Source organism: Rufibacter sp. JT20002 (assembly GCF_056491185.1).
The window spans coordinates 130095-148883 of record NZ_JBSZJY010000005.1 but is presented as its reverse complement, the minus strand read 5'-3'; the positions used below and the strand labels follow the sequence as shown (position 1 = coordinate 148883).

The 18789-nt window shown below is 49.3% G+C and carries 15 protein-coding genes; 10 read left to right on the top strand and 5 right to left on the bottom strand.

Annotated features, from left to right (window positions below; translation table 11 throughout):
• The first annotated feature begins 14 nt into the window (after window positions 1-14).
• The 7 genes from ACW9SV_RS20105 to ACW9SV_RS20075 all read left to right on the top strand — a co-directional run bounded on the left by ACW9SV_RS20105 (window position 15) and on the right by ACW9SV_RS20075 (window position 6570).
• Window positions 15-542, top strand: a complete 528-nt coding sequence (locus tag ACW9SV_RS20105) for a hypothetical protein (protein ID WP_479558564.1) — start codon at window positions 15-17, stop codon at window positions 540-542.
• Between the two features lie 91 nt (window positions 543-633).
• Entirely contained in the window at window positions 634-1458 is an 825-nt protein-coding gene (locus tag ACW9SV_RS20100; protein WP_479558563.1) for a WG repeat-containing protein, read from the top strand.
• A gap of 262 nt (window positions 1459-1720) precedes the next feature.
• Window positions 1721-2140, top strand: a complete 420-nt coding sequence (locus tag ACW9SV_RS20095) for a hypothetical protein (RefSeq protein ID WP_479558562.1) — start codon at window positions 1721-1723, stop codon at window positions 2138-2140.
• Between the two features lie 315 nt (window positions 2141-2455).
• On the top strand, window positions 2456-3307 hold the full coding sequence (locus ACW9SV_RS20090) for a DUF4261 domain-containing protein (RefSeq protein ID WP_479558561.1): 852 nt from the start codon (window positions 2456-2458) through the stop codon (window positions 3305-3307).
• A gap of 704 nt (window positions 3308-4011) precedes the next feature.
• Window positions 4012-4671 carry a hypothetical protein gene (locus ACW9SV_RS20085; RefSeq protein ID WP_479558560.1) on the top strand — a complete coding sequence of 220 codons (660 nt, stop codon included), beginning with the start codon at window positions 4012-4014 and terminating at the stop codon, window positions 4669-4671.
• A gap of 193 nt (window positions 4672-4864) precedes the next feature.
• The gene (gene map / locus ACW9SV_RS20080; RefSeq protein WP_479558559.1) at window positions 4865-5629 is read left to right on the top strand and encodes a type I methionyl aminopeptidase; all 765 of its coding nucleotides are present in this window, start codon (window positions 4865-4867) and stop codon (window positions 5627-5629) included.
• A 152-nt stretch (window positions 5630-5781) separates the two neighbouring features.
• Complete coding sequence (locus tag ACW9SV_RS20075) at window positions 5782-6570, top strand: hypothetical protein (protein WP_479558558.1); 789 nt, start codon at window positions 5782-5784, stop codon at window positions 6568-6570.
• A 157-nt stretch (window positions 6571-6727) separates the two neighbouring features.
• Here ACW9SV_RS20075 and rluF read toward each other — a convergent pair whose 3' ends face one another.
• Both rluF and ACW9SV_RS20065 read right to left on the bottom strand, forming a co-directional pair.
• The gene (rluF, locus tag ACW9SV_RS20070; protein ID WP_479558557.1) at window positions 6728-7936 is read right to left on the bottom strand and encodes a 23S rRNA pseudouridine(2604) synthase RluF; all 1209 of its coding nucleotides are present in this window, start codon (window positions 7934-7936) and stop codon (window positions 6728-6730) included.
• Between the two features lie 80 nt (window positions 7937-8016).
• Window positions 8017-8235 carry a VF530 family protein gene (locus ACW9SV_RS20065; RefSeq protein WP_479558556.1) on the bottom strand — a complete coding sequence of 73 codons (219 nt, stop codon included), beginning with the start codon at window positions 8233-8235 and terminating at the stop codon, window positions 8017-8019.
• Between the two features lie 253 nt (window positions 8236-8488).
• Here ACW9SV_RS20065 and hutU point away from each other — a divergent pair, with 253 nt between their 5' ends.
• Together hutU and hutI are read left to right on the top strand one after the other, a co-directional pair.
• Entirely contained in the window at window positions 8489-10201 is a 1713-nt protein-coding gene (gene hutU / locus ACW9SV_RS20060) for a urocanate hydratase (RefSeq protein WP_479558555.1), read from the top strand.
• Window positions 10202-10330: 129 nt separating this feature from the next.
• Window positions 10331-11572, top strand: a complete 1242-nt coding sequence (gene hutI, locus ACW9SV_RS20055; protein WP_479558554.1) for an imidazolonepropionase — start codon at window positions 10331-10333, stop codon at window positions 11570-11572.
• An 83-nt stretch (window positions 11573-11655) separates the two neighbouring features.
• On the opposite strand, the gene ACW9SV_RS20050 is transcribed toward hutI, so the two are convergent.
• A complete protein-coding gene (locus tag ACW9SV_RS20050) occupies window positions 11656-12219 on the bottom strand; it encodes a hypothetical protein (protein WP_479558553.1) in 564 nt (187 codons plus the stop codon).
• 103 nt (window positions 12220-12322) lie between these two features.
• Here ACW9SV_RS20050 and hutG point away from each other — a divergent pair, with 103 nt between their 5' ends.
• Complete coding sequence (gene hutG / locus ACW9SV_RS20045) at window positions 12323-13285, top strand: formimidoylglutamase (RefSeq protein WP_479558552.1); 963 nt, start codon at window positions 12323-12325, stop codon at window positions 13283-13285.
• A 114-nt stretch (window positions 13286-13399) separates the two neighbouring features.
• On the opposite strand, the gene ACW9SV_RS20040 is transcribed toward hutG, so the two are convergent.
• Both ACW9SV_RS20040 and ACW9SV_RS20035 read right to left on the bottom strand, forming a co-directional pair.
• Entirely contained in the window at window positions 13400-15976 is a 2577-nt protein-coding gene (locus tag ACW9SV_RS20040; protein ID WP_479558551.1) for a phosphoenolpyruvate carboxylase, read from the bottom strand.
• Between the two features lie 294 nt (window positions 15977-16270).
• Complete coding sequence (locus tag ACW9SV_RS20035) at window positions 16271-18736, bottom strand: glycoside hydrolase family 95 protein (RefSeq protein WP_479558550.1); 2466 nt, start codon at window positions 18734-18736, stop codon at window positions 16271-16273.
• Between the last annotated feature and the right edge of the window lie 53 nt (window positions 18737-18789).

Genomic DNA, 18789 nt, shown 5'->3' with positions numbered 1-18789 from the left:
GGCAAAAAAGAAATATGAAACTATACTTACGTGTTGTCTTTTTGATATCATTTTCTTTGTTGAGCTGTATTAGCTATGGCCAAAGCAACCAAGATTCTGGAGTTGCTGATACTTTACTGACAAAAGAGTGGTCAAATATAACTAGAGGGTATGAACTCAGACTTGAAATACTAGGTGAGTTCCAAGAGCATCTTTCCAAAAAGAAGCCCTACAAAAAGTTGTCCGATGAAATCAGTAGTCAACTAACTGACATGGACAAAGATTGGGTTCAGGTGAATTCAGTCGCAGAAAGAAATAGAGTCGTAGCTGAACAGGATTCGCAGACATCTCGAATAGAAAAGTGGCTTACGGTGGACTTGGCAAACGATAAATCCCTAAGAAGGGATGAAGAGTACGATAGAATCACCCGCATGATTGAGGGAATAAACAACAGAATTCACATTGAAAAGTCCCTCTACAACAAGGAGGCAGAAAAGAGAAAGCGTCGCGACTTAATTCTGGAGGGTGTAAAAAGTATTACTATTCCCCAGGTAAAGTTCTAAAAATTTCTTTGCCTAACATTGCATAAACGATCAATTTTCGGCCGACGGCCTCACACGCCTCATGCACTAGCGTTGCATGTAATTATAAGCAATGAAAAACCTGTTCCTAATTCTGCTCCTTGTTATCATTGCTTCTTGTGACGTAGCAGATAATAAAGAAGCGGAGTTTAGACGGGCAATAGGTGGTATAAGTGAGAGTATCTACATCTACGAAGAAGAGGGAAAACAAGGGCTTGTTGATTCGAGCGGAAATGTGATTTTGAAGGCACAATTTGATTTTATAGCAGATTGGCAAGAATACGGGCTAATTCTTGTGGACTCTGGCGGTAAAGGTTATGAAGGAGACGTGGTAGGCCATGAATTTAACAAGTATGGGTTGATTGATGCCAAGGGCAAGGTGCTGTTCAGGCCCCAGTTCGATGATGTGAAAGTTTCTGATAACTCTGCATTAGTCTTAAAGGATTCGCTTTATGGGTTTGTAGACAATAGGGGGAATTGGCTTGTTGAGCCTAAATACAAATTTGCAGCCCCTTTTTACAAAGGAACAGCTATCGTAAAGCAACAAGATAAATTCTACCTGATTAATAAACAGCAAGAGCTGATTTTTACCACTCCATTAGACACCATATGGGAGTTCAAAAATGGTGTGGCCGTAATAGAAAAGGGGGAAACATTTGGGTTTATCAACTATAAAGGAGAAATAATAGCACCTTTTAACTACAGGGGGATAGGAGACTTTAACTGGTACCACGGATTAATAATGAAGGAAAATGAGAAGTGGTACGTAGTTGACACGACAGGTGCTATTGTCATTGAGCAAGGTTTTAATAAGGTATCAGTAGACAATGAGCAGGGTGAGATATTTGCCGAAGGCATAGTTGAAGGCAAACCTGTAAGAGTTAAGCTAAAGAATTAAATCATCTAACAAAGTGCAGCCTTAACCCTCGCTTCGCTTCGGTTGCACCAAACCGTTGACAAAAATAAAGATTATGAAAATCCGGCATCTACTTCTACAAGTCCTTTCTCTAACCCTCCAATTTTCTTGCAACCAGGCAGAAAAACAGGAACGGTCAGTACCGGTTGAGCCCTCCCCTTCAACATCACTTACCAATTCTTTCAAAGGAGAGGACATAAAATACCTGGATGGGAGAAGTGTCCGCATAAACGGCAAGCTGCCATTGGTTGCACCAGTCCAGAACATCAACAGCCTACTGGGAAAACCAGACAGTGTCGTCGCTATTGACTTGGATGGTTGCACCTCTGGGTTTAGGAGCGAAAGGTCTAAGGTGGCTTATTACAACGGGTATGTGTTTGAGCAGTACCGGGACACTTTGTATTTCATGGATGCCACCTTCACTAAAAGAAATGGAAACTTTCTGCAGTATAATGACCTGAGGCTGGATTCCTCCACCACATTGGAGGAAATCCAAAGGCGCTACCCCAATTCAGCCAAAGAACCCGGTACAGTAACTATGAGCGAGTTCGGTGAGGTACAACAGATTTCATTGGCTCCCTACAAAGAACCTACCGATGCTATGTGGATTCTGATTTTCAAAAATGGAAAGTTAGTTTTGGTGGAGGACTGGTTCCCTTGTTGAAATTACTCTTGTCAACAACGGCTATACGGCAGCTCTGCCGCCGCATGCTGCATAGCCAAGTGCGTTGAGCTCCATTTATAAGAATGGAAACAAACTTTGAAATTGAAGACAATTATGCAATGCTGTACATGAACAGGCACATTGACATGCATAACAATTTCAATTTTATTGAACTGACCTATAACGCTGAAAAGAGTGAAATTAACCTGAAATTCACTAAAAAGAAAGGTAACTGGGTTCTGAAAGGAGAGTTCTATTTATTAGCATTTCTCCTAAAGAATGTGACTGCCTTGCAATCAAATACTAACTAAAGAAATGGGAATATTAGATTTCATAAAGAAAACAACTCAATCAAAAGAGCCTTTAGAACCAATGCAAAACAGTCCAGAGGTACTAACCACTAGACTGTTATACTTTGAAAACCCTAGCATTGACTCCGTTAAAATTTTAGAAGAACTTAAATCAATCTACAAAAAAGTCGAATCTTCCGGCGTAGGAAATACTTTACTTTTCTTCTTCCCTGATTTACAGATTAATCTGGCAGATGCATCCATACCTGCCCAGTTAACTATTCTTAATGCAGAAGGGACTAAAATATCTGATATTGAGGAAAGTTCGCTGCAGCAAAATTGGCATTGGGAAGAAGCAGCTCAAACAGCTTCCAAGTGTACTTATGAAATCATCATAAGTGACCTAATGACCAGAACCCTAGATTACAAGGCTAGAGTTAATCTTTATTTAGATTTTTTGGTTTCAATCATAAAAGTTACGAATCCTCAAGTCATACACTCTTTAAATTCCCAAAAGTTAATTTCCCCAGAAGACTTAGTATCCGAGTCTGCTTTAGCAGACAGGGATATTTTACATGGGTTAGTTAACGTGCGCCTTTTTAATGTTAGTGACGGGCAACAAGGAGAAATAGTAATGGATACGATTGGAATGCATTCTCTAGGATTGCCTGACTTCCAAATCAAGTTTACTGACTTGGATGAAAACAGAGTTGCAGGATTACTGTGGAACTACTCCCACTATATTTATGAAAACGGAGATGTTATCCAATCAGGAAATACCCTGCAAGGCTTATCAGAAACGTCGAAGTGGAAATCAGAAAAGCAGTTATCATTTGCTGAACCCGAACGGGTTGTAATTAATATGATCGTGAATTAGAAGTAATGGCACATAGCCAAACCTATGGCGCAGCAAAACCTAGTACGTTGGGTTTGATAGAAACAAGAATAGCTACTCACTGAATAATGAAGTAGCTGAATCAGCTAATGCCACTCAATTAAAAGCTAAAAGCTGTAGCCAAAGTTGTCGAACTTACACAGGAAAAAACAGAGGAGCCTCAATCCGACACTTGGACGTTTGATAAGGTTGACGGCACACAGTTGGTATTCAAAGAAGGTCCTGCCTTTGATACGGAGCTAGTCAACCTAGAGTACATTGGGCAAATAGACATTGACCAAAAGGCCCCGTTTTATTTACTAAGGCAGGGATTGTGATGAATTTGATGCAAACACAGCCATCTATTCCTAAACGTTCAGAAAGGGGAAAACAGGTATGGCTATCCTGGAAAGGAAAAAGATTTTGAAACGGACTCACTTCTCTACCAAGCCATAGCTTTTACGGAGAAGTGCTGAAAGGTGTAAAAGGAGTAGTTTGGTACCAGAAAACGCTGATGGAGGACAATTCCTTTCCCAACTCTGTCTTCATAGCCAGACTTGATGGTGAAAGCATAAAAAGAGAAGAAATGCAGGAATACGACAGACACCTATAGAAACTCTTTCATTGAACAAATCAGGCAAGAATAAGGAGATAAGATTATACAAGTGAACCATAAAAGGTACTAGACTTTGGAGTGTATCAAAAATATGAAAGCGGAGGACTTTGATAAAAGGGAAATAATCTTTGAGAGCATTTGGAAAACAATTGCTTTAACCATTGGCTCGGGTCTTTTTGTCTTTTCAGCCTTCGCTTACATGGATAGAAAAGAAAGCCCTTTTAGCTTCTGGGCTACGTTAGTGCTGTTTGGGTTTGGTGTAGTACACGAACTTTACCAGTTATTTAGCCAAAAGACACTCTTCATTAGACCTGGAAGTAAGCTTGCAAAAGAATATGCAGAAATTGATTTCCAAAAGAGGTATAGTGATTTAGGGTCCTTTGAGTACTCAGACGGTGGCTTTATAGCAACTATTGAGGAAGAGGAAGTGGCTTTGAGCTGGGGTGAGTTGAATACGATAGTGGCTTACAAAGAAGACCTGTACACTTATGATGTGATTTGCTTGGATGTATGTACCAAAGACGGACTAAAGTTTAGCGTAAATGAAGATACCCCAGGCTGGTATCAATTTAAAGATAGATTAAACAAAGCCTTTGCCTCAATAGACAGAGACTGGCTGACCAAGGTTACGTTTCCAGCATTTGAAACCAAATTGACTCTATTGTATGACGGTCAAAGCAGAGATTTAGGAGAAGTGATTAAGGATCACTATTTAAATCAATGTAGCAATGACCACGAGGAAGGAAAATAAACTGAAATGTTTTTGCTTTAATGGCCCTTGAAATCAAAATAGAATTCCACAAATTCAGGCGCAGGCCTTTTATGGAAAGAATGAAGTTGGCTTTAACTTAAATAAAAACATTGCCTAAGTTTGTGCAGACTGCACCTGCAGCCTCTTACACTCATTTGTAGCATTCATCTAATCTTTTAAACTCAAAATCAGCATGTCGATATCAACAGAGAGCGAACTTTTAGGAATGGAAAAGGTGAGTGAGGCCGTGGCGATAACGTTAAAAGAAATGAGGGCGTTTGCCAAGCCGGGGATGTCTACGAAGCAAATAGATGAGTTTGGCGGGCAACTACTGAAAGAGTTTGGCGCCAGATCGGCACCGGCTCTGGCGTATGGGTTTCCCGGTTGGACTTGCATTAGCCTCAATAATGAAATTGCGCACGGCATCCCATCCGATACCAAGATCCTAAGAGAGGGAGACCTCCTCAACATTGATGTTTCGGCGGAGTTGGATGGATTTTGGGCAGATAACGGCAGTTCCTTTGTGGTAGGGGAGGACTTGCACAACCATGGGCACCTGGTAGACGCCTCCAAGCGGATTTTGGCCAAAGCCATCAGCCAAGTCAGGGGAGGCATGCGCATCGCTGATTTGGGCAGGATGATTGAAACTGAGGCTAAAAAGTCTGGTTTTAAAGTGATCAAGAACCTGACCGGGCACGGGATTGGACTAAATCTGCACGAAGAACCCAGTGAGATCGCCAACTACTACGATCCTTATAACGTCAAAAGGTTTCGAAAGAACTCAGTGGTTGCCATTGAAACCTTCATCTCCACCAACTCCACCATGGCCAATACCTTAAAAGATGGCTGGACCCTGGTGGGGAACAAAGGCGGCTATGTAGCCCAACACGAACACACCCTAGTGATAACGGATGGCAAACCCATTGTACTCACCGAAAGGAATGAGATCCTGAACTAAGCCAGTTTTGGGGTGCTAAGCACTTCCCATGTAAAACATCAGGAAAAATGGAAACTAGAAACATCTTCCGGTAAACTGCCATGCTGAGCATCTACTACCTCAAGTCACCTGCCGTTACTTGTTCTTTCTGAGCAATTGTATTCAACCCTACCATGAAAAGAATACACCTCTTTGAATTTGAAGATTTCAGATGGTTCCCTGACTGGATAAGAGTATGTTTAACCCGGTTGATCGTGGTGATGCATAAAGTATTAGGTACCCATGAAGAGCTGGCGGGCTTGATAAACAGAGCTTTAAAGCAATCTCCAAATGCTGCTATCATTGACTTATGCTCAGGCAGCGGAGGGCCCATGGTAGAAGTTGCCGGGATTTTGAGAGAGAAGTACCAAAACCGTCAGTTAACCCTAACCCTCACCGATCTATACCCTAACAGAGGATTAGCGACCAGAATAAACCAGGAAGCGAACGGGGCCATCAGGTATGTCACCACTCCTGTGGATGCCACCAATATACCTTCAGACTTGGTAGGTTTACGAACAATGGTCTGTAGTTTTCACCATATGAGGCCTGATACGGCCAGAGCCATCCTGCAAAATGCCAGAGACAGGAAACAGCCCATCTGCATCTATGAAATAAGCGATAACAGTTCCCCCACTTTCTTGTGGTGGATTGCCTTGCCTTTTAACTTTCTAATGGCTTTTCTGATTACCCCTTTTGTCAAACCTTTAACGATAAGGCAACTTCTGTTCACCTACCTTATTCCGGTCATTCCTTTTTTCTTTGCTTGGGATGGGGCTGTGTCCAATGCCAGAACGTATACCCTGCAAGATTTAGATGTCCTGCTGAATGGGTTAGAGGCAGATGATTACCAGTGGGAGAGTGGCAAAATCTCTGGGAGAGCTAAAAAGATTTACCTTCTCGGGCTGCCTGTGGTAAGATAATACCTGTTCAAAAAAGAAGTAGAGCCTTTAGGCCAAGACTGGATACAAATAAAGAGGAGGAGCGATTTAAGCCTTTGTTTCTGAAAACAGGCTCAAATCGCTCCTCCTCTTTTTATTTGTATTTGCCTTTCTTTTCAGGAAAAGGCCACAAAACGTACTATCGTCTTCCTCTGCCTCTGGTACCGGCGGTTCTCTTCGGCTTCTGATCAGCCGATGATGGCCGGGAAGAAGTTCTGGTAGACTTACCCGATGAGCCGCGGGGAGTTCTGTCGGTTTTGTTGGAGGTGTGCTCAGACTTGGTTTTCAAGTTTTTGCCAGCTGCTGGTTTGGCTTTCCGAGGGGCAGGTGTCTTGGATGTTCTACCGGCTCCGGTGGCATCTTCTGTATACCCGGCTGCATCACTTTTAGGTCTTCTGCCAGGCGTATATTCCTTCGGAATCCGGCGGGTGGCACCAGAATCAGGGGCGGGTCTGCGGACTGCTTTTGATTTGGGGTTTTCGTACGCATCGCCTGTCCGCTTTGGTTTGGCCACGCGGTGCACCTTCACGCCAAACTCTTCCATCACATCGTCTTCCTCTTCGGGAGATTCTTCCTCCGCCAGACGGGCAGCCTCCTTGCTCCAAGAAGAAGCATCTTCGGTCTTGGAAGATTCTGACACCAGTTGGTTGATAGACTTGATCTCCTCCAAGGTCAGGTAACGCCAGTGGCCAGTAGGCAGATCGTCCAGTTTCACGGTCATGATGCGCACGCGTTTCAGTTTCTCCACCTTGTAGCCCAAAGCCTCGCACATGCGTCTGATCTGGCGGTTCAGGCCCTGCGTTAACACAATCCTGAAAACCTTATGGCCCTGCTGCTGCACAAAGCATTTCTTGGTCACGCCTTCAAACAAGCGTACCCCGTTGCTCATGCTTTTGATGAACTCATCGGTCACAGGCTTGTCCACCATCACCACGTACTCTTTTTCGTGGTTGTTGTCGGCGCGCAGGATCTTGTTTACAATGTCGCCGTCGTTGGTCAGGAAGATGAGCCCCTCAGAGGCATTGTCCAGTCGCCCGACGGGGAAGATGCGTTTGGGATAGCCAATAAAGTCAATGATGTTCTTCTTGTCCTTGGGGTCGGTGGTGGTGGTCACGCCCGAAGGTTTGTTGAAGGCGATGTAGATGGGCCGTTCATTCGGTTTCTTAGACCTGATGGCCTCGCCGTCCACCGCCACTTTGTCGCCGGGTTTCACGGTGGCGCCTTTCTTGGCATCGCGCCCGTTAATGGTCACGCGCCCTTCCTCTATGTACTGATCGGCCTCACGGCGCGAGCAGAAGCCCGAGTCGCTGATGAATTTGTTAAGCCGAAGTCTGTTATCTGTTGACATGTTGCTGCTGATTCTGAATACTATACGTGTGCGGAAAAATGTGCGCCAGCTTTTTGGGCGGCAAGACCCCTAAAAAAGTACTACCGGGCGAAGGTGCGTAGGTACAGGTCTTCCACTTTCTGGCGGGCCCAGGGCGTTTTGCGCAAGAAAGTAAGGCTAGACTTGATGCTGGGGTTGTGCGTGAAGCTGTTGATCCGGATGCGGTCTCCTAATTCTTCCCATCCGTAGTGGTCTACCAACTGCACCAGAATCATCTCCAAGGTTTTTCCGTGCAACGGGTTGTTTTTCTGTTCTTCCATAATTCCACAGCAAAGGTAGTCTTTCTGGATGAGTTTTACGCAGACGGCTCTTTAATGGTGTCTTGCCTAGGATGATAGGTTTTGTACATGGAACACAGCCCTGCTTTAAGATCCCTTTTACCAAAAGCGGCTAAAAACCCTAGAAAGGCGCTACTACTTTCTTGAAATTTTAAACCTATTAAGAATTTTTAGTATATTAATGAACCCATTACCGTCACGCCATCTCTAATAGCACTAAACCTATTCTTCTAGCATGGAAACGATAGCTCTCTCTACCTCCGTTGCTTCTTCTAAGCTGTCTCCCGACGAGTTTGTTCAGACCTATGCCAAACACCCGGTCTATTTTCCGCCCCGCGGCCCTAAACTGCACGCGAAAAACTGGCAAGCCGAGGCAGCCCTCCGGATGTTTCTAAACAACCTGAGCGCCGAGGTTGCCGAAGACCCCGACCGTTTGGTGGTGTACGGCGGCATAGGTCAGGCGGCACGTACCCCGGAAGATGCCCGCAAGATTGTAGAGCTGCTCCTGACACTGGACGAAGATGAGAGTTTGCTGATCCAATCGGGGAAACCAGTAGGGAAAATCAGGAGCCATGCCGAGGCGCCCCGGATTCTCATTGCGAACAGCAACCTGGTGCCCAAGTGGGCTACCTGGGAGCATTTCAACCAACTGCGGGAGCGCGGCTTGATGATGTATGGCCAGATGACGGCCGGTTCCTGGATTTACATTGGCACCCAAGGCATACTGCAGGGAACGTATGAGACCTTTGCGGCCTGTGGAAGATCCCATTTTAAAGGAGACCTGCGCCACAAATTGGTTGTGAGCGGTGGCTTAGGCGGCATGGGTGGCGCTCAACCGCTGGCGGCCACCATGACGGGGGCCACGTTCCTGGGGGTAGACATTGACCCCGAAAGAATCAGGAAACGGCTGGAGACCCGCTACATAGATAAAATGACGTTTGATTACCGTGAAGCCGTGCGCCTGGCCTTGGCTGCCCGAGACAAAGGGGAGGCCGTCTCCATTGGGTTGGTAGGGGATATCGGTGATGTGCTGGAGCAATTGATTCAGGATGGCATCACCCCGGATATTCTAACCGACCAGACCTCGGCCCATGACCCCACCAACGGGTACGTGCCCCACGGTATGTGCCTGCCCCAAGCCCTAGCCCTGCGCAAAGCCGATCCTGAGCTGTACCGCGAACGATCCCTTAAGAGCATGGCCCGGCACGTAGGCTTCATGCTGGAACTGCAGCGCCGGGGCAGCTGCACTTTTGACTATGGCAACAACCTGCGGGAGTTTGCCCAACAGGGAGGGGAGCCGAACGCGTTCCAGATACCAGGGTTTGTGCCTGAGTTTATCAGGCCTCTTTTCTGCGAAGGCAAAGGTCCGTTTAGGTGGGCTGCCCTTTCTGGGGACCCCGAAGACATCAGGGTGACCGATGCCGCTTTGAAGGAGCTTTTCCCCGAGAACGGCCACATGATTCAGTGGTTGAAGCAGGCGGAATTGAAGGTGGCTTTCCAAGGCCTGCCTAGCCGAATCTGTTGGCTAGGTATGGGCGAGCGCGAGAAAGCCGGTCTTCTGTTTAATAAATTGGTCCGCGAAGGCAAAGTGAAAGCGCCCATCGTTATCGGGCGGGATCATCTGGACTGCGGTTCAGTGGCGTCTCCGTACCGCGAGACCGAGGGCATGAAAGACGGCTCTGATGCGGTGTCTGACTGGCCTTTGCTCAACCTTATGGCCAACGCCAGCGGCGGGGCTACCTGGGTTTCCTTCCACCACGGTGGGGGGGTAGGCATGGGCTATTCGCAACACGCGGGCATGGTGATTGTGGCCGATGGCACCGACCGCGCGGACCATTGCCTGCGCCGGGTGCTGTACAATGACCCAGCCTTGGGTATTTACCGGCACGCTGATGCCGGGTATGAAAAGGCACAGGAAAACGCCCAAAAGTTTGACTTAGGGCTGTAAAGCTATTCTGTTCTAAAGGGGCAGCAGACTTTCCTTTAGGCTTGTTTTCCTAAAACTACTTCAAAATCAATCATCCATTTGGAGGAGGGACCTGAACCCTCAGGCTCACCTTTTCCCGTAGCTGCTTTCATGGAATCACCGCAGGCACCTATTACCCTGATTGGACCTTTCGCTCAAATCCTGCCCATGACCAACCTTCCGGTAGGCGGGGCCATTACAGATGACCAATTAGAGATCTTAGAGCAGGGCGGCATTTTACTGGAGGGAGAGAAGATTGTCCGGATTGGGCCTTTTGAGCAGTTGAAAGCAGAAGCAACTCACTTTTCACTGCAAACGATAGAGAAACCCATGGTACTGCTGCCGGGGTTCATTGACGCCCACACGCATCTTTGTTTCGCAGGCTCCCGGTCTAGGGATTACGCCTTGCGGGTGGCCGGAAAAAGTTACCTGGAGATTGCCCGGGCCGGTGGCGGAATCCTGGACACCGTTTCTAAAACAAGGGCAGCCTCTCCGGCGGAACTAGTGCAGGCATTGTTGACACGCTGTGACCGGCACCTAGCCGAAGGCGTCACCACGTGTGAAGTAAAAAGCGGGTACGGGCTATCGGTGAAAGAGGAGCTTAAGATGCTGGAGGCGATCCAAACGGCTAACCAGCAGCACCCGCTGGATCTGGTACCCACCTGCCTGGCAGCCCACTTGCGGCCACCCGAATTCTCTGAAGCCGCAGCCTATTTACAGCATGTTTTACAGGAACTACTGCCAAAAGTAAAAGAGCAGAACCTAGCCCGGCGCGTAGATATTTTCATTGAAGATACGGCTTTCTCTGAACAGGAAGCACTCACCTACTTGCAGGTCGCTCAAGCCATGGGCTTTGACCTTACCGTGCACGCTGACCAATTCAGCACCGGAGGCAGCCACATTGCCGCTCAGGTAAAAGCCGTCTCTGCGGATCATCTGGAAGCCAGCGGAACGGAGGAAATTGCCCAATTGAAAGTGGCCGTAGTAGTCGCGACTGTTTTGCCCGGTGCTTCCCTAGGCTTGGGGATGCCTTTCGCCCCGGCGCGTACCATGCTGGATGCCGGCCTTTGCGTAGCCATTGCCACAGACTGGAACCCTGGATCGGCCCCGATGGGGGACTTGCTCTTGCAGGCAGCTTTACTAGGAGCCTCGGAGAAACTGACCTTGGCCGAGACTTTCGCGGGTATCACGTACCGGGCTGCCCAGGCTCTCCGGCTAGAGGACCGGGGAAAACTGGCCCCCAATCTTCTTGCAGATATGATCGCTTTTCCAACAGACCATTACCAGGAGATTCTTTACCACCAGGGAAAGTTGAAACCAACGCTGGTCTGGAAGCGTGGCCGGTTAATTTAACAAAGAGTGGCCTAATCAGGTCTCCGGCAGAAAGCTTTGAAAGCCTTCATGATAAGGCAAGCAGGAAAAAGAAACCAGAAAGGTTAGTTCATAGACTTCTCGCGATCTAGCAGGATGCGCACAATCCGGGTGTCTTCGTCGTCCCAATTAATGTTCTTGATGTTTTCGATTTGGTGCACGGTCAGGCCATCGTATTGGCCGTAGCTGTTATATACCTCCATCAGGAATTCGGTATCAGAAACTTCCTTAATGAAGCCGTAGAGGCCCAGGTCCTGGTACAAATACAGGTAAATCAACTGCTCTTCTTTTTGGGCTTGGTGCAGGATTTCTTCCATGCTGCAGTTGCCGATATGGAACATGGCCGGAATGGTGGTCTCGGAATAGATCTTCCGGAGGCTGGTTTCTTTCACTTCCAGTCTGCGCAGGAAAATATCATCAAAGTCTACCCCGTACAAGTCTACTGTTTTCAGGATCAGGATTCCGTTTGGCAATCCTTGCGTACTGATTGATTTTACGCTGATGGTTTCCTCGTTGTAGTCTAACAAGTATCCAAGGTATAGTTTAGAGCCTTCGGCAGAGTTTACTCGTAAGGCAACCGGCTTATTTTCTTCTTTGGCTTTGTAAAGGAGCGAGTAAAGGAGTGACATTAAATTTGAGATAAAAGGTGTGAGGTAAGATGGAGTTCGTAAATGGTTATCGTAATATAGAGAAAATCTAGAAGTATACCCATGCGGCAGCAAGGCAGAAGTTATGTACAAACCAGCAGATAAATCTACCTGGAAGGGGCGGGTGGATGCCCAGGATGGAGAACTGGGGCAGAGATGGCACCAGGTCATTCGCTTAGTAGATCTGTCCGGGGACGTACCCAACGGGGAAAATGATTTTGTTTTCCTGGGCTTTAGCTGTGACGAAGGCGTTCGCCGGAACCAAGGGAGAGGAGGGGCAGCAGAGGGGCCAAATGCCATCCGTCAGGCGCTGGCCTCCATGGCCGACCATCTTCCCGAAGGCAGGCACCTGTTTGAGGGAGGAGATGTGATCTGCGCCGATCAGCGGTTAGAAGAAGCACAGGCGCAGTTAGGCCGAAAGGTGGAAAAGCTGCTCACAAGAGGCTACCGGACTTTAGTGCTGGGGGGCGGGCACGAAACCGCTTACGGACACTTTCTAGGCATCCAAAAAGCTTTGCAAGAAGGGGGAAAGCTGGGGATCATCAATTTTGATGCACACTTTGACCTTCGGAGCTATGACCAGGGCCCGAGTTCCGGGACGCCCTTTCTGCAGATAGCCCACGACCTGAAAGCGGCGGGCAAAGAATTTCACTACCTATGTTTGGGCATTCAGGAATACGGCAACACCCGCAAGCTTTTCCAGACTGCGTCAGATTTAGGGGTAGAGTACATCACTGCCCAGTCTCTTCAACAGGAAGAAAAGGCTACCCACCTTTCCCAGATCAGACGCTTTATTCAGAAAGTAGATAGACTGTACGTCAGCATAGATCTGGATGTGTTTGCCGTCCCGTTTGCCCCGGGGGTAAGTGCACCTGCCGCCCTCGGGATGAGCCCGCAGGAACTCTTGCCTTTTATACTGGAGGTGGTCAGAAGCGGCAAGATGATGTCTTTGGATGTGGTAGAGCTAAACCCCGCCTTCGACTTGGATAACCGAACTGCCAAACTTGCGGCAGCTATACTCTTTCATCTGGTTGAAGAGTGGCGTTGATCCTATTCTAGGAGATTGAAAGATTGGCGCTTTAGGGCTACTTTCTAGAAAATACTCCAAGACAAGAAGAGGCCACTTCCTTGCAGAAATGGCCTCTTCTTGTTTATATAATCTCTAAGCTGAGTTCCGCTCGGCGTTGATGATCCCAAAAGAGCAGCGCATGACCAGTTTCTCAAACTTGCTTTTATCTGGGGTCTCAGCTTCCTGTTCTTCCATCTCCCTTATCTTGGTAAGGGCAAACTGCTGGATGGTGAGCAAGGGCAACTCAATCCGTTGGCGCATCTGGATGGAGTGCAGGTTCACCGGTTTGTCTTCCATAAGGTGGCCGTTGCCTGTAAGGCGTAGCACATACTTTCGCGTGCGCTCAAACTCTTCATGAATGATGTTCCAGAGCTCGCCGTATTTAGGGTGGTTGGCCAGGAAAGCCGTCAGCGGGAAGAAGCACTTGGTCATGGCCATCTCGCAGTTACCCAGCAAGGTTCTGAAGAACAGGGAGCGGCGGTACAGTTGCGCAATGGCTTCCCATTGCCCTTCGGCCTCCAGTTTCTCCAGGGCGCTGCCCACCCCGTAATACCCCGGCAAGTTCTGCTTTAACTGGCTCCAGGAACCCACGTAAGGCACCGCCCGCAGATCATTCAGATTCAGTTTACCCGGTTTCCGCTTAGATGGTCGGCTGCCGATGTTAGCCTCGGCATAATACCGCAACGGACTGGCGTAGTTTAGGTACTCCAGGAAATTTGGGTGATTCTTGAGCGTGTTGTAAGCTCCGTAACTGACATCGGCGAGGCGTTGCATCACTTGCTCTTCCTCTTGCGACAAGGTAGTTTCATGGGCCGTGAACAAGGCGTTTCTGATGCCCGCGTGCATCAATTGCTCCATGTTGTATTGGGCCGAGTCTGTGGTCCCGAAGTTGGAACTAATGGTCTGTCCCTGAATGGTCAGTTGGATCTCCTTGCTCGCGATTTTTGGACCCATGGAAGCATAGAACTGGTGCGTTCTGCCGCCCCCTCGGGCGGGTGGTCCGCCGCGGCCGTCAAAGAACACCACCTGCAAATCATATTGCTGGGCCAAGGACGTCAGTTCTTCCTTGGCTTTGTAGATACTCCAGTTAGACATGAGATAGCCGCCGTCCTTGGTGCCGTCTGAGAAGCCGAGCATGATGCTCTGGATATTGCCCCGGCGTTGCAGGTGCTGGCGGTATACGTCGGAATTGTACAGGGCCTCCATGACATCCCGGGCGTTCTTCAAGTCATCAATGGTCTCAAAAAGCGGGACAATGTCCACGCTCAGTTCCTCGGTTTTCCAGCCACTTAGCAGAAACAGGCCATAAACCTCCATGACATCCAACGCGCTGGTGCTATGGCTGATAATGTAGCGGTGGCAGCCTTCCGGCCCATTGATTTCCTGGATGGTTTTGATGGCCTGCATGGATTCCAGCGTGTCGCGGTGCAGTTCATTCTCCAGCCAGGATGGGTCAACAGTGGTATTGGCGTTCAGTAAGGCTTCAATTTTCCGCTCGGCAGAAAGCTGCGGGTAATTGCTGGGCAGTGCATCGGTAGTAGCGGCAATGGCTTCCAAGGCCTCGGTGTGGGCAGAACTGTCTTGGCGTACATCCAACGAGGCGAAGAACAGCCCGAACAATTCTACCTTGCTGATCAGGTTTTCGGCCAGTTCCAGGAAAAGGGAATTGTGCTCCTCCAACAAGATCGTTTTGATCCGCTGCAAGGGAGCCAGGATGTCTTCTTTGGTGATGTCGGCCTTGTAGCCGGGCAGGAAAAGGTTGTTGTACAACTTCTGCTCTAAAGAAATTAATTCATTCAGTACCCCTTTGAACGTAAGGCGCCGCTTGAGTTTGCGCACATCCTGGTAATACGACTTGATGATGCTTCCCCTGATGGACTCGGCTACCTGCAAGGTGATGGCCGCCGTAACGAAGGGATTTCCGTCCCGGTCGCCCCCCGGCCAGAACCCCAACCTGATCACTGGGTTTTGAGGAGAGACCGCCTCGGGGAACTGGCTTTTCAGGTGCGACATGATCTGTCCGGCGGCCTGGTAGAAGATGTTCTCCAGGTACCAAATCAGGCTAACCGCCTCATCATAGGGCGAGGGCTTTTCGTTTTTGAAGAACGGCGTTTTCCCCAATTGGCGCAGGTAGCTGTTGACCTGCACGGTGTTGTCGCTCACCAAGGCCTTGGACAAGTCGTTGATGATGCCCAGCACCTCGCTGGGGTAAAACTGGGTAGGGTGGGCCGTGAGCACCAGCCTCACCGAGAAATCCTTTAGCTTTTCTTTCAGTTGTTGCTGCGTCTGGGTTTGTTCTACCTCAGCCTGCAAATGCCGCAAGGTACCAGCCCCGGCCATGTCATGCGTCTCTTTGAAAGAAGCATCTTCCAGGGCGTCAAACAACACCACCTGGCGCTCGGCGTACTGCACAAACCGAAACAGCAGGTCCATCTGCTCCTGCCCGGTACGGTAAGGCGTGTACTGGTTGAAGAAAGTGCTGATGATGTCATTGGGGCTCTGCTCTTTGGCGAAGCCTTCCTCGCAGTGCAACAGGAAAATTGACAGCAACACGCCGGTTTTTTCTACCCGATGAAAAGGGAGAGAGGTGAACAGACTGTTGTATAACTGAAACTTAAGTCCTACGTGCTTGTCATAGGTTTGCAGAGCGCTGTTGGAAGAACCATCCATAGTTTGGCAATTTGTGAGGTAAGGTTGAAGTTCCCTCTTTTTTAAAACCAACTCGTTAGAATAGAGACTGGCTGTTAACAAATATAAAAGGTATAAGCTATTTTGTTAAGTTTTCTTTAGTAATAAAACGAATACTTTAACCATTTTTTAAGTTTGGGGCTAAAAAGCTATACTGGGTGAATGATCCTGTAGCCTCTCGTTATTAGGCTCATTCCTTAAAAACAGGTCAAAAATAGAGGGGCTATTCTCCTTTGGACAGAAGTATGTTCCGGACCATTCCAGCCAGATAAATCCTTACAGCCCGATGAGCTCATAGGTTTTCCCTTTCTTGGTTTCCAGATCAAAGAGCGAAGTGGTTGGAACCTCAACCGGGGTAAGAGTAGCTTTGGCTGAAACCAGTGGAGTTTTGATGGCATTAGTCTGAAATAAGACGTTTTGGTTGGCTCCCTCGGCTTTTTGCAAGCTTCCTTTGCCCTGCAGTTCTACCCCATTGGCTACTCGTAACCGGCAGTTACCGCCTAACTTAGAATGAATGGTGAGAGCCTTTACCTTGCCGTTCTCCCAACGCAAGTCCACTACAAAACCGCCGCGGGCCACCAAGCCCTTTGCCTCACCGGTTTGCCAGTTTTCCGGCAAAGCAGGCAGCAAGTGCAACGCGCCGTCATGGCTCTGCAAAAGCATCTCCGCGATGCCGGACGTACAACCAAAATTCCCATCGATCTGGAACGGGGGGTGGGCATCGAAAAGGTTGGGGTACGTGCCTCCGCCTTCGCCGGATTCTACCGCCCCGGCGGGCGTGAGTTGGTCTTCTATGAGCTTGTAAGCGCGATTTCCGTCCAGCAGCCTGGCCCACAGATTCACTTTCCAGCCCATAGACCACCCCGTGGATTTATCGCCCCGGTAGACCAGCGACGTTCTGGCGGCCTGGAACAATTCTGGGTGGGTAAACGGGGATATCTGGTTGCTGGGGAACAAACCGTATAGGTGCGAGACGTGCCGGTGCTTGTCGGTGGGTTTGTCCCAGTCTTGGAGCCATTCCTGCAACTGCCCGTGTTGGCCTACCTGCATGGGGGCCAGACGGTCGCGGAGGGTGCGCAATGAATCGGCGAAGGCTTGGTCGGTTCTCAGAGCCGCCGCGGCGTTGATCACGTTGGAGAACACATCAAATACCAACTGGTTGTCCATGGTGGTGCCGGCGGCAATGGAAACCCCGTTCTGGTGCGAGTTCTCCGGCGACATAGATGGGGCCACCACCAGCCACTTATGCGTGGGTTCTACCTGCAGCACATCGGCGAAGAACTGGGCGGCACCTTTCAAAACGGGGTAATATTCCTTCAGGAACTTGCGGTCTCCGGTGTACAGGTAATGCTGCCAAAGGTGCTGCGTAAGCCAGGCGCCGCCCATGGGCCAAAGACCATAGAACGCCCCGTCTACAGGACCAGTCATGCGCCAGAGATCGGTGTTGTGGTGCAGAGTCCAGCCGCGGGCGCCGTACATTTTGGCGGCGGCTTCCTTGCCGGTTTGGGCCAAGTCCTTCAACATGCCGAAAAGCGGCTCGTGCATCTCCGGCAGGTTGGTGACCTCAGCGGGCCAGTAGTTCATCTCGGTGTTGATGTTCACGGTGTACTTGCTGTCCCAAGGTGGGGAAACCTTGTCGTTCCAGATGCCCTGCAGGTTGGCCGGCTGGGTGCCCGGCTGCGAGCTGGAGATCAATAAATACCGCCCAAACTGGAAATATAGGCTCACCAGCTGCGGATCATTGCCCTTGGCGAACTCGGCCAGGCGCACATTGGTGGGTTTGCCCATGGCCTCGGTGGTACCCAAGTCCAGCGCTACCCGGTTGAAATAGTTCTGGTAATGATTGATATGCGCCTCGCGGGCTTTGCGGTAATCCTTTTTGAACGCCTTTTTTAAAAATTGGGCTGTTTTCGCCGCCTCATCACCAGAGAGGTCCTGGTAGTTTTTGAAGTTGGTGCCCATGGCCACGTACACCACCACCTCATCGGCATTGGTGATCTGGAGCGCATTGTCCGTGGCGCTGACGGTTCCGCCTATCACCTTCGGTTGGATCTGGGCCTGAAATCTTACCTTCCCTTGTTTGTTGGCCACGTTTCCGGAGGTGCCCGCCAGAATCAGTTTATTGCCCTGGGTGCTCACCTGATACGTTTTGTGCGGACTGTCGGCGGAAAGGGTGCAGGTGATGCTGTTGGGTTTGCTTGCCGTGAGCCGGATAAGAATGACCTGGTCTGTAAAAGAGGTGATCATCTCGCGGCGGAACGTCACATCGCCTACCTGATACGAGACCGAGGCTTGGGCCTGGCTGATGTCCAGATCACGGGTGTAGTGGGTGGCTCGTTCATGTCCGGGAAAGTGCAGGAACAGGTTGCCCACGGGTTGGTAAGGCATACCGTAGTTGTTACCAGCGGGAGCGTTTCTGGGGAGTTTTTCCAACGCCAGCGCCTGCGCCTCCTTGTGCTTGCCTTCAAAAATCAGCCTCCGGATCTGGGGCAGGGCGCTGTTCAGATCGTTCTTCACGTTATTACCCGGTTCACCGGCCCATACCGTTTCCTCATTCAACTGCAGCTGTTCTCTGGCTAGTCCGCCGAACACCATGGCCCCGATGCGCCCATTCCCCAGGGGCAGCGCCTCGTTCCAGTTGGCGGCTGGTTTGTCGTACCACAGCCGCATGGGGGCATTCTGTTGGGCCAAACAGGTAGTCACGGTAAAAAGCAAAAGCAGGGTAAACTTCACGAAGTTCATGGGCAACGTTTAGGGGCTAATTTTCTAAAATAGATTCAAAACCGGAAGCAAAA